This is a genomic window from Cognatilysobacter bugurensis, from assembly GCF_014652095.1.
GTDB classification, from domain to species: Bacteria; Pseudomonadota; Gammaproteobacteria; order Xanthomonadales; family Xanthomonadaceae; genus Cognatilysobacter; species Cognatilysobacter bugurensis.
Window position 1 is genome coordinate 1 of record NZ_BMYD01000003.1, and the last position, 12,033, is coordinate 12,033.

At 71.5% G+C, this 12,033-nt stretch carries 9 protein-coding genes; 5 read left to right on the top strand and 4 right to left on the bottom strand.

Going from position 1 to position 12,033, the window contains the following annotated elements; genetic code table 11:
* Positions 1-113: 113 nt before the first annotated feature.
* The 3 genes from IE075_RS09585 (at position 114) to IE075_RS09595 (ending at position 4,132) form a co-directional block, all read left to right on the top strand.
* Positions 114-1,100 carry a YheT family hydrolase gene (locus tag IE075_RS09585; RefSeq protein WP_189456636.1) on the top strand — a complete coding sequence of 329 codons (987 nt, stop codon included), beginning with the start codon at positions 114-116 and terminating at the stop codon, positions 1,098-1,100.
* Between the two features lie 67 nt (positions 1,101-1,167).
* The gene (locus IE075_RS09590) at positions 1,168-3,240 is read left to right on the top strand and encodes a tetratricopeptide repeat protein (RefSeq protein ID WP_189455912.1); all 2,073 of its coding nucleotides are present in this window, start codon (positions 1,168-1,170) and stop codon (positions 3,238-3,240) included.
* Between the two features lie 265 nt (positions 3,241-3,505).
* Positions 3,506-4,132: a YbhB/YbcL family Raf kinase inhibitor-like protein gene (locus IE075_RS09595; protein WP_189455914.1), complete on the top strand. Its 627-nt coding sequence runs from the start codon at positions 3,506-3,508 to the stop codon at positions 4,130-4,132.
* 68 nt (positions 4,133-4,200) lie between these two features.
* Here the strand turns inward: IE075_RS09595 and IE075_RS09600 are convergent, their stop codons facing one another.
* On the bottom strand, positions 4,201-4,950 hold the full coding sequence (locus tag IE075_RS09600; protein WP_189455917.1) for a sporulation protein: 750 nt from the start codon (positions 4,948-4,950) through the stop codon (positions 4,201-4,203).
* A 93-nt stretch (positions 4,951-5,043) separates the two neighbouring features.
* Complete coding sequence (locus IE075_RS09605; protein WP_189455919.1) at positions 5,044-5,838, bottom strand: undecaprenyl-diphosphate phosphatase; 795 nt, start codon at positions 5,836-5,838, stop codon at positions 5,044-5,046.
* Positions 5,839-6,131: 293 nt separating this feature from the next.
* Between IE075_RS09605 and glnA the strand changes: the two genes are divergently transcribed.
* Both glnA and IE075_RS09615 read left to right on the top strand, forming a co-directional pair.
* Entirely contained in the window at positions 6,132-7,541 is a 1,410-nt protein-coding gene (gene glnA, locus IE075_RS09610; protein WP_189455921.1) for a type I glutamate--ammonia ligase, read from the top strand.
* Between the two features lie 401 nt (positions 7,542-7,942).
* Positions 7,943-8,404 carry a GNAT family N-acetyltransferase gene (locus IE075_RS09615; protein WP_189455923.1) on the top strand — a complete coding sequence of 154 codons (462 nt, stop codon included), beginning with the start codon at positions 7,943-7,945 and terminating at the stop codon, positions 8,402-8,404.
* Here IE075_RS09615 and IE075_RS09620 read toward each other — a convergent pair.
* Both IE075_RS09620 and IE075_RS09625 read right to left on the bottom strand, forming a co-directional pair.
* Positions 8,401-9,861 (bottom strand): DUF1501 domain-containing protein, encoded by a 1,461-nt coding sequence (locus tag IE075_RS09620; RefSeq protein WP_189456638.1) that lies wholly within the window; start codon positions 9,859-9,861, stop codon positions 8,401-8,403. The genes IE075_RS09615 and IE075_RS09620 overlap by 4 nt on opposite strands.
* Positions 9,861-11,639: a DUF1800 domain-containing protein gene (locus tag IE075_RS09625; protein WP_189455925.1), complete on the bottom strand. Its 1,779-nt coding sequence runs from the start codon at positions 11,637-11,639 to the stop codon at positions 9,861-9,863. The genes IE075_RS09620 and IE075_RS09625 overlap by 1 nt, the downstream gene beginning before the upstream one ends.
* Positions 11,640-12,033: the final 394 nt, after the last annotated feature.

Below are 12,033 nucleotides of genomic sequence, written 5' to 3' on the forward strand. Positions count from 1 at the left end.
GGCACGCCGCGCGCGCGCCGCCGCGCCGCCGAGGCCGCGCCCGTCGAAAGCGAATGACGCGCGTCGCAACCCCGCCCCCGCGGCCGGCCGCCCCGACGGCCGCCGACGCCGGCCTGCACGCAGGCGACTACCGTCCGCCGCGCAGCCTGCGCAACCCGCACCTGCAGACGCTGCTCGGCTCGAGCCCGTGGCGCCGCCGGCGCGGCGAGCAGCGGTTGGCCGCCTGCAATGCCGTGTCGACCGAGCACCTCATCGATGCGGGCGAGGGCGTGCGCCTGCACGGCGTGCACAGCGCACGGCCCGGCGTTGCCGCCCGCGGCCTCGCGCTGCTGCTGCACGGCTGGGAAGGCAGCGTCGATTCCAGCTACATGCGGCTCACCGCGGCCGCGCTGCTCGAGTGCGGCTTCGAGGTGTTCCGGCTCAACTTTCGCGACCACGGCGACACCCACCACCTCAACGAAGCGCTGTTCCACTCCAACCGCATCGACGAGGTCGTGCACGCGGCCGGCGAGGTCGCGCGCCGCTTCGCGCGGCGGCCGCTCGTCGTCGCCGGCTACTCGCTCGGCGGCAACTTCGCATTGCGGCTCGCGCTGCGCGCGCCTGCCGCCGGGCTGCCGATCGCGCACGTCGCCGCGGTGTGTCCGGTGCTCGATCCGGCGCGCACGATGGACGCGATGGAGTCGGGCCTGCCGGTCTACGAGCGTTACTTCCAGCGCAAGTGGCGCGCCTCGCTGGTGCGCAAGCGCGCGCTGTTTCCGACTGCGTTCGACGTCGACGACCGCACGCTCGGCCTGCCGCTGCGCGCGCTCACGCGCTGGCTCGTCGAGCGCCACACCGAGTTCGGCACGCTCGAGCGGTACTTCGACGGCTATTCGATCGGCGGCGCGCGCCTCGCGGGCGTGCAGGTGCCGGTGAGCGTGCTGACCTCGGCCGACGACCCGGTCATTCCGGTCGCCGACTTCGCCGCACTGACCCTGCCGATGAACGCATCGCTCGAGATCGCGCGCCACGGTGGGCACTGCGGATTCATCGAAAACCGGCACCTCGACGGCTTCGCCGAACGCTGGGTCGCCTCGCGCCTCGCGGCGGCGGTCGGCTGAGCGCGCGCGCCGCGCCGCTACGGCGCGCGTCGCTACAATCGGGCGTTTCGCCGTCACCGGGCCTTCTATGTACGACACCCTCATCGACGCGCTGCGCCGCGGCGACGCCGCGCAGGCGCAGGCGGAGGCGCGCGACGCCGTCGCCGCGCAGCCGCAGGACCCCACCGCCCACCGCCTGCTCGGCGCCGCACTGCGCCTGGCCGGCGACCGCGACGGCGCACTCGCCGCGCTCGACGCCGCGCTCGCGCTCGCCCCGGACGACGCGAACCTGCACCTCGAGCGCGCCGGCCTGCTGCTCGCCGACCGCAAGCTCGACGACGCCCAGGCCGCGCTCGCGCGCAGCCTCGGCCTCGACCCGAACCAGTTCCCCGCCTACATCATGCAGGCGCACCTCGCGCTCGGCCGCGGCGAGCTCGACGACGCCGAGCGCCTCACGCGCACGGCTGCGCGCATCGCGCCCGAGCACCCGCAGATCAGGGCGCTCGAAGGCACGATCGCGCTGCGTCGCGGCCGGGCCGACGACGCGCTCAAGATCCTCAGCGCCGCCGCGGAGCGCGCGCCCGAGGAGCCGACGCTGCGCCACGCGCTCGCGTTCGCGTACCTCGCCAAGGGCCATGTCGCTTTCGCCGAGCAGGCGTTCCGGGGCGTGCTGTCGCACCAGCCCGAATCCCGCCCGCTGCGCTCGCTCATCGCCCAACTCGTCGCTCGCCAGGGCCGCCCGGCCGAGGCCGCTGACGAGCTCGCGCCGCTGCTGGAGTCCGGCGACGCGTCGCCCGCGCTGCAGCGCCTCGTCGGCGAGCTCGAACTCGCGGCCGGCCGCACCGAAGCCGCGCTGCCACGCCTGCGCCAGGCGTTCTCGACGCTGCGTGACCGCCGCACGCTGACCGCACTCATCGAGGCCTGGCAGCGCCTGGGCCTCGTCGACGAGGCGCGGCAGACGCTCGAGGCGCAGCTCGCCGAGCTGCCGCGCCAACCGGACCTGTGGCATGCGCGGTTGCTGTTCGAACCGTTCGCGGGCGAGGGCGCGCGCGCCGTGGTGGCGCGCTGGGTCGAGGCGATGCCCGAGTTCGTGCCCGCGCTCGAAGCGCAGGTCACCGTGCTCGACGCGGCCGGCGATGCCGCCCAGGCCGAAGCGACCGCGCGCCGCATCGTCGAACTGCAGCCCGGCCACACGCGCGCCGAACTGCGCATCGTCGATGCACTGGTGCAGCGCAAGCCGGACGCGGCGGTTGCTTACCTGCGCGAGCTCATCTCACGCGCGCCGGACGCCGATGTGCAGCGAGGCCTGCGCCAGATGCTCGGCCGCGCGCTCGACCTCGCCGGCCAACCCGAAGCCGCGATCGCGACCTGGGCCGGCGTCCAGGCCGAGGCCGCGCCGCAGCGCCTGCCGCGGCTGGAGCCGACCGCGCCGCTGCCCGACGCGTTGCCGGCAATTGCGACACCGCCCGAGAACACGCCCGGCGTGCTCCTGCTGTGGGGCCCGCCGGGGTCGATGGTCGAGCGGCTGGCTACCGCGCTGCGCGCTGTCGGCGTGCCCCTGCTCGCCGACCGCCTCGGCCCGCAGCCGCCCGACGATGCCCTGCAGCGCTACCCCACGTCGGAGCAACTGCTCGACGGCAGCCTCGATGGCGCGCAGCTCGTCGCGCAGTGGCGCGCGCAGCTGCCCACGCGCGGCGTGACCGCGGGACCGGTGTTCGACTGGCTTCCGTGGTGGGACAACGCGCTGCTGCACGCGCTGCGCCCGCACCTGCCGGAGGCCGTGCTCATGGTCGCGCTGCGCGATCCCCGCGACATGCTGCTCGACTGGCTCGCGCACGGCGGCCCGGTGCCGTTCGCGCTCGACTCGCCCGAGGCCGGCGCGCGCTGGCTCGCGGACGTGCTCGAACACGTCGCTGCACTCGTCGAGGGCGAGCTGTTCCCGCACCGGATCGTGCGCCTGGACGGCATCGAGAACGACCCGGTCGCGATCGCGCGCGTGCTGGGCGAGGCGCTGCAGCTCGACCTGCCGCCGGCCGGCGACGGTGCCCTCGGCCCCGGGCGACTGCCGGCCGGCGACTGGCGCCGTTTCACCGGCCCGCTCGCCGACGCGTTCGCGCAGCTTGCGCCGGTCGCGCAGCGGCTGGGCTACCCGGGCGAGTGAGGCAGCAAGCCGGTCGATGACAGGTCGACCGGCGCCTGCCGGCGCATCGCGGCGTGTGCCGCGCCGTCGGTCGCAACCGCACCGACCACCGCCCGCGGCGATCGTCGTGTCGCCGCCGAGCAAGCCGGCGCATGCGCAACGCGCGGAAAACGGCAACCGCCGTCCACCCGCCCGGCCGTCGCAGCGCGCCGACCGCACCCCGACGCGGTTCCGCGTCGACACCGGCGCAGGTAAGGTCGACGCCCCTGTCCGAGGAAGGAGCGCCATGCGCATCACGAGCGAGAGTTTCGAGCCGGGCCAACGGCTGCCGGCGCAGTTCGCGGCCGGCCGCCGCGACGGCGACGACGTCGGTTTCGGCGACAACCGCAACCCGCACCTGCGCTGGGACGACGCGCCGGCCGGCACGAAGTCGTTCGCGCTGCTCGTGCTCGACCCGGACGTGCCGACCGTCGCCGAGATGGTCGGCAAGCCCGGCGTCGAGATCCCGGTCGACCAGCCGCGCACCGAGTTCGTGCACTGGGTGATGGTCGACATCCCGGCCGAGGTGCGCGAGATCGCGGCCGGCGCGTGCAGCGACGGCGTCGTCCCGCACGGCAAGGCCGACCCGGCGGGTCCGGCCGGCAGCCGCCAAGGCCTGAACTCGTACACGGGCTGGTTTGCCGACAACTCGGACATGGCCGGCGACTGGCGCGGCTACGACGGCGCGTTTCCGCCGCCGAACGACCTGCGCCTGCACCGCTATTTCTTCCGCGTGTTCGCGCTCGACGTCGAGCGGCTCGACCTGCCCGAGCGCTTCGACGGCGCCGCGGCGCTGCGCGCGATGCACGGCCACGTGCTTGCGGAGGCGGCGGTGTACGGCACCTATTCGCTGCACCCGGGCGTCCCCGGCTGACCGGCCCGACACGATGACGGCCGCATCGCGCGGCCGTCATCGTGTGTCAGGCGCGGGCAATCACGCGCTTATCGGCGGCCGACGGCCTCGCGAATGCGGCTGGTCAGCGACGCCTCGTCGATCTGGCGATGATCGATCGTGAACGCGCGGAAGCTGTCGCCGCGGAACGCGCGGTCAATCTCAAGCAGCACGTGGGTGCGTTGCTCTTCGGGCACGAAGGACACTTCCACCTGCTGCACCAGGCCGTGGCCGAGCGACATCGGCCGGAACTCGAATTCCTGGTAGCAGCCGCTGTGCGAGCGGAACGTCTTCGCGTTGAGGAATCCCTTCTCGACGTCGGCCGTCTGCAGCGCGAAACCGCAGGTGCGCATCGCCGACAGGAACGCCCGCATGGCCGGCGTCGGCGCCACGCGCACCGGGTCGCGGTCGCTGGCGTCCTTCGCCATGTCGATCGCAAGCCCGGTCTGCAGCCAGACGCGGGTCTGGTTGCTGCGGCAGTCGATTTCGGTCACCGGGGTTTCCGGGTGCAGCACCGCTTCGAACGGGATCGTCTGGCGCTCGCCCGGCTCCAGCACGAAGCCGTCAGCAACCGTCCAGTGCTGCACCACGTGGGCACCGACGAATTCGTGATCGCCCGCTTCGATCTCCACGCGGGTGACGACTGCGAGCTGGAGACCGTCGATGGCCTGGCGGACCTCGCCGCCCTCAACGTGCACGTCGACACGAAAGCGCTCGCCGGGCTGCAGCACCGGTGTGACCAGCTGGGTATCGACCGTGGCGCCGCCGATGCCGACCGCGGACAGCAGTTTCTTGAACATCCGGCGTACTCCTTACGCACAGGCTTCGGGGGCGCGAGGTTAGCAGTCGGGTTCGCACCCGCGGAAGCGCCTGATGCGGCGCTGTCCCCCGCGTCAGCCGCCGGCCGGCAGCAACAGCAACAGCGCCGCGCCGAGCACGATGCGGTAGATCGCAAACGGCGCATAGCTGTGGCGCTTGATGTAGCCCAGCAGCCAGCGCACGACGACGAAGCCGGTCACGCTCGCGGCGACGAACGCTGCGCCGAGTTCGCCCCAGGCCTCGCCACCCGTGCCGGACTCGAGCACGTGCTCGAGCAGCGCATAGCCGCTCGCCGCGAACATCGTCGGGATGCCGACGAGGAACACGAACTCCGTCGCCGCCGCGCGATGGCCGGTGCCGGCGAGCATCGCCATGAAGATCGCCGCGGCTGAGCGCGAGGTGCCCGGGAACACGCCGGCCACGACCTGGGCGAGGCCGACCAGGATCGCGACCGTCCAGGTGATGCGCGCCGACTCGGGCCGCCGTGCGGCCACGCGCTCGGCGATCAGCATCCAGATGCCGCCGAGGATCAGCGCGGTCGCTACCGGCGTCACCGTCTCGGGCAGTTCCCAACCGGCCAGGCGCACCGGAAGGCCGACGAGTGCGGTCACCGCGAACGCGGTCGCGATCTTGAACAGGTAGTCGCGGTTGTCCGGATCCCGCAGGTTCGTCGCCAGCGACCACAGCCGCTGCCGGAACACGAGCGTGATCGCGAGGATCGCGCCGGCCTGGATCACGATGTTGAACAGGTCCGAGCGCGCGCCGAGCCAGTGCTGGGCGATCAGCAAGTGGCCCGTGCTCGAGATCGGCAGGAATTCGGTAACGCCTTCGATGAGGCCGAGCAGCAGCGCGGAAAACAGGTCGGACATGGACGGTCGCAAGCTGGGGCAGGCGCGAGGCGCGGCGGCAACCGCAGCGCCGCGACGTGCGGGCGGCAAAGGCCCGCCGGCGCTCGGCCGCGGGGCGGGCGCAGCATAGCCGAAGCGATGTGTGCACCAATCCGGTGCATTACACGCCTTGGGCGCACCAAATCGGTGCAGCGGCTGTGGCCCGAGGCGCACGAATCCGCGCCGCGACAGGCGCTCGAGGTTGGCACGGCGATTGCTATCTAACCCGCGAAGCCCGCCGCTGCGGTGCGCCTTTGCCCTCGCCTGGAGTTGCCATGTCGCTCGAACACGTCGAAAAGCTCATCCGTGACCACAAGGTCGAATTCGTCGACCTGCGCTTCGCCGACATGCGCGGCGTGCAGCACCACGTGACGTTCCCGGCCTCGATCATCGAACCGGGCCTGTTCGAGGACGGCAAGATGTTCGACGGCAGCTCGATCACCGGCTGGCGCGGCATCCAGCAGTCGGACATGGTGCTGCTGCCCGACCCGGGCACCGCGTTCCTTGACCCGTTCACCGCCGACCCGACGCTCGTGCTGGTCTGCGACATCCTCGACCCGACCACGATGCAGGGCTACACGCGCGATCCGCGCGGCATCGCCAAGCGCGCCGAGGCGTACCTCAAGTCCTCCGGCATCGCCGACACCGCGTTCTTCGGTCCGGAACCCGAGTTCTTCATCTTCGATTCGGTGCGCTTCGCGAACGAGATGGGCCACACCTTCTTCCACGTCGACTCCGAAGAAGCCGCGTGGAACTCCGGCCGCGACTACCAGGGCGGCAACACCGGCTACCGGCCGATGGTGAAGGGCGGCTACTTCCCGGTCGCCCCGCTCGATTCGCTGCACGACATCCGCGCCGAGATGTGCAAGACGCTCACCGCGCTCGGCATCGAAGTCGAGGTGCACCACCATGAGGTCGCGAACGCGGGCCAGTGCGAGATCGGCACGAAGTTCAACACGCTCGTGAGCAAGGCCGACGAGCTGCTCGCGACGAAGTACGTGATCAAGAACGTCGCGCACCGCAACGGCAAGACCGCCACGTTCATGCCTAAGCCGATCGTGGGCGACAACGGCAGCGGCATGCACGTGCACATGAGCCTCGCCAAGGGCGGGCAGAACCTCTTCAGTGGTGACGGCTACGGCGGCCTGAGCCAGATGGCGCTGTGGTACATCGGCGGCATCTTCAAGCACGCGCGTGCGCTCAACGCGTTCACGAACTCGACGACGAATTCGTACAAGCGCCTCGTGCCGGGCTTCGAAGCGCCGGTGATGCTGGCCTACTCGGCGAGCAACCGCTCGGCCTCGTGCCGCATCCCGTACGTGGCCAACCCGAAGGCGCGCCGCGTCGAGATGCGCTTCCCCGATGCGATGAACTCCGGCTACCTGATCTTCGCCGCGTTGATGATGGCCGGCCTGGACGGCATCAAGAACCAGATCGACCCCGGTGCACCGAGCGACAAGGACCTGTACGACCTGCCACCGGAAGAGGAGAAGGGCATCCCGACCGTGTGCCACAGCCTCGATCAGGCGCTCGCAGCGCTCGACGCGGACCGCGACTTCCTCAAGGCCGGCGGCGTGTTCACCGACGACTTCATCGACGCCTACATCGGCATGAAGATGAAGGAAGTCACCGCGTTCCGCGCGGCGACGCATCCGCTCGAGTACCAGATGTACTACACGATCTGACGCATCGAAGCGGCCGGGCGTCCACGGCTTCGGCCGGGTGGATGTCCGGCCCGCCGCGGGCGGCGGGCGTTCGAACCAGGCGCGCGGCGATGCCGCGCAAGCGCCCGGTTCTCACCCGCTCGAGTACCCGATGTACTACACGATCTGACGCACTGACGCGGCCAGACGTCCACGGCTTCGGCCGGGCGGATGTTCGGCCCGCCGCAGGGCGGCGGGCGTTCGAACCGGGCGCGCGGCGATGCTGCGCAAGCGTCCGGTTCTTACTCGCCCGGGTACCAGGTGCACCACATCATCTGATCGGCATTCGAGGTTAGGCATCCGTCGCTTCGGCTGGGCGGATGCTGGCCCGCCGAAGCGCGGCCCGGGATGCAAACCCGGGCCGTTTCTGTTCAAGGCGCACGATGGACATCCGCAGCGGAGATCTCGAGCACCCGGCCGTCGTCGCGCTGCTGCGCGGCCATCTGTCCGAACTTGCCGGCCTTTCACCGGCCGGATCGGTGCATGCGCTCGGCCTTGAGCGATTGCGCGCCGCCGATATCACCTTTTGGAGCGCGTGGGACGGCGATGCGCTTCTCGGCTGCGCCGCGCTCCGGCAGCTCGACGCGTTACACGGCGAGGTCAAATCGATGCGGACCGCGACGCCGCACCGGGGCCGCGGCGTCGCGGCGGAGCTGCTGCTGCATTTGATCGACGAGGCGCACCGTCGCGGCTACGAGCGGCTGAGTCTGGAGACCGGCACGTCGGCCGAATTCGCGGCCGCGCACCGGCTGTATGCGCGATCCGGCTTCACAGACTGCGGGCCGTTCGGCGATTACCGGCCCGACCCGCACAGCCGGTTCATGACGCGCTCGCAGGCGCGCTAATCGATCGGGCGCGCGCCGAACAACCGCCGCAGCGCACGCACCACCCGCGCGAAGACGCTGTTGTACTCGCGAGGCATCCGGGCTGACACATCGTCCGCACGTGTGGCGCCCACCGACACCGCAACCGGCCCGGCCGCAGACGCGCTCACGCTGCGCACGATGCCGAGCGCGCTGGCGGCATAGCCTGGGAAGACCGCCGCGACATCGGTGTGGCCCATGCGCCTGACGAGGATCTCGCCGATCACCTGCCGGTAATCGGTGGTTACCGGCACGTCGCCGTAAGTTGGCGACAGCGTCTCGGGCGAAAGGCCGGGCCACTGGCCGTAGAAGCGGCGGCCGTTGACGGCGCCGCCGAGCACGAGCACGGGGTTGCCGTAGCCGTGATCGGTGCCGCGCGCCGCGTTCTCGCGCACGCGGCGGCCGAACTCGGACTGCACGACCGTGGTCACGCGGCCGGCATGCCCGGTCAGCGCGAGCTCGTTGTGAAACGCGGCAAGCGCCTGCGAGAGCTCGGCGACCTTGTTCTGGAAGTAGTGGTAGCCGCTGCCGGCGCTGCCCTGTCCGTCGTGCGTGTCCCAGCCGCCCAGATCAAGCGCGGCGTAGCGCAGGCCGAGGCCGGCGCGGATCGACTGCGCGACTGTCCACAACTGCCGGGCGATCGTGCTCGTTGGCCAGCCCGCCGGCGGCGCGCCGAAGCTCTGGCGCGCGATCGTCGACAGCGCGCGTTCGGCGCGCGCGCCGTCGCCTTCGAGGCCGGTCGGGCCGCCCCACAGGCGCGCGAGCGTTTCGTTGACGCCGACCAGGCCGGCCGGCGAGTCGGCGCGCGTCTTCTGCCAGTTCCACGCGCCGGAGTTAAGCTGGAAGTCCCCGGGGCTCGCCATCGTCAGCGCGTGGGTGCTGCCTCCGAAGCTGGCCGGCTGGCGGCTGTTGACCGCGAGCGCGGGCATGGGCTCGGCGCCGCTGACGCCGGGCTGGGTGTTCATCGCGCGCGCCAGCCAGCCGGTGCCGATGCCCTGCCGGCCCATCACGCCCAGTTCGATCGTGAGCTGCGCATCGAAGTGGCTGCGCGTGACCGACTCGCGCAGGCCGCAGGCGTGCACGATGGCGAGCTGCCCGCCGTCCCACAGATCGCGCAGGCCGACGGCCGACGGGTGCAGGCCGAAGCCCGTCGCCGCGCCGCTTGCGAGCGTCAGCGGCAGCGCGCCGTACGTGCCGGAGACCGGGATCGCCAACGTGGGCCGCGCGGCCTCGTAATGCGCGCGGTCCTCGCCCGACACCGGCACCACAAGGTTGAGCCCGTCCAGGCCGCCGCGCAGGAACAGCACCACGAGCGTGTCGTGGCCATTCGCGGCCGCGTGCACGGACGAGAAAAACAGCTGCGGGCCAGCGGCGGCGACCGCCGCGGCGGCCGTGCAGCCCTTGAGGAAGTGGCGGCGCGAAATCGAAGGCGTGTCCATCAGCGGCTCATGAATTCGGGCGACATCAGGATCAGCGCAACGAGGCTGCGCAGCCGCTGCTGGTTGTAGTGGCGCTTGAGGTCGCCGCCGGCCCACTGGTCAGTGTCGGCAATCACGTAGCTGCCCGGTTCGCCGTTCTGCGCCATGAACGCGACGAGCGTCTGTCGGCGCGCGGCGGACGGCAGCGCGCCGAGCAGGCGGCGGCACCAGAAGTCCACCAGCGCGTTCGCGGTCCACACCGGCACCTCGGCGCGCGAGGTCGCGAGGATCGGCAGCAGCGGGCCGGCGGCGTCGCTGGCCTCGGTGAGCCAGTTCAGCACCTTCCAGGTCATCGCAAAGCTGTTCGACCCCGACCAGGCCCTGGCGACGTCGGGGTAGCCGTTCGGCGCGGCCCATGCGTACGGCTCGTGCCCCGTGACGCCGAACATCCACATGAAATCGTTCGATCGATCGTGGCCGAGGCGCACCGTGAACCCGCTGCCGGTCGCGCGCAATGCGGCCACCGCGGCCTCGAACGGACGGCGCACCTTGCCACCCCACGCGTTGAACATCGGCTGCGAGGTGAGGACGTGGCGCATCACGTGCACGAGCTGGTCCGGGCTCTGCCAGTGCTGGCGGAACACCGCGGCCGCGCTGGCGACGAGCCCGGGCGGCGGCGTGTCGTCGATGAAGCGGCGGATCAGCTTGCTGCACACGAACCGGGCAACTGCCGGGTGGCTCGCGAGACGGTCGAGGATGTCGCGCCCGTCCTTCATTGCCGGCTGCTCGGGGTTGAGCATGCGGCCGAGCACGAACTTCGGGCCCGCGTCGTGCCATGACTGGCGATACACGAACGTGCCGTCGTTGTCGGCCGGGAATTCCCAGTGGCCGTTTTTCAGCGACCAGCCGGTGAACGCCGAGGCGGTCTCGTAGACGTCGACGTCGGTGTAGCCGCTCGGATACGCCGGGTCGACCGCATCGGGCGGGACCTGGAACGGGTCCATGAAGCCGAGGTAATGCTCGGCGCCGAGCGTGTGCAACTCGAGCAGCTCGCGCGCCCAGTTCTCGTTCGGGCCGGCGCGCGTGTTCGACAGGTTGTCGAGGTAGAACAGCATCGCCGGGCTCGTCGCGACCGCTTCGAGCATCGCGCGGAAATTGCCGAGCGCATGCGCGCGCAGCACGTCGCGGTCGTAGTGCACGTAGACCGGGCCGGCCGCGAAGTCGCTTGCGGTGACGTTGAAGTGGTCGTGCCAGAAATCGACCATGCGCTCGCGCAGCTGGCGGCGCGAGAACGTCGCGCGCACGAACGCCGCGCGCTGCACTTCCTGCGCCGGCCGCATGCGCACGGCGTATTCGGGATCCGGCCGCACGTGGTCGGCCCACAGCTGGGTGAGCGACTTGTCGAGCGTGGTGTAGCCGGCGCCGCTCAGACGCGCATCGAGCGCGCTGTCGTCGATCGCAGACCAATCGAGCTGCCACTCGACCCAGTTCGCGAGGCGGTCGAAGTCGGTGTGCCCGAGCGCGTTGAACTCGGCGAGGCTGGCGGGGGTGGCGCCGAAGCTCAGGTTCGCGAGCATGCGCGCGGCGAACGGTGGCGGCGACAGCGTCAATCGCAGCGCATTCGACAGCCGTTCCGCGACAGGCGCGTGTATCGCAGCCGTCGACGGGGCGACGTTCGCAGCCGGGCGCGAGGACGCGAACGGCTGCCGTTCGATCGCACCGTGGCGGCCGTAACGCGCCGCGAGCATCGTCCGCGGGTCGAGTGGGCGGTCCCGCAGGAGCCACCTAGATCGTTTCATGCGTGTCCTCCGGACCCCCCGTCGGCGCAGGCACCATATCGCCGCGTGCGCACGCGGATCGGGACCGGCGTCACGGCTGCGCACGCCGGTCGCCAGAGCGCGACTGGCCCAATCGAGGGCGCGTGCGAGTTTTTCAGGACATCCCTCGGGATCACCGGCCCGCTCGTCGCCAACGGCCTGCGCTGCTAAGCGGGTGCACCCGTGCTCACAGTCGAGGCGATCGGCACCGGCGCCATCCAGCGGCAACCGCGTGCCACGCGCAATGCGGCCGAGCAGCGTCACCCGCGCGCCATCGCCCTGCCGGCAGCGCCCGTCATAACCGAGCTGCAAAACCGGCAGCAGAGGGCGGCGGGGGCGCCGAACGGAATCCCAGGCAGCGCCGGGGCCTTACAGC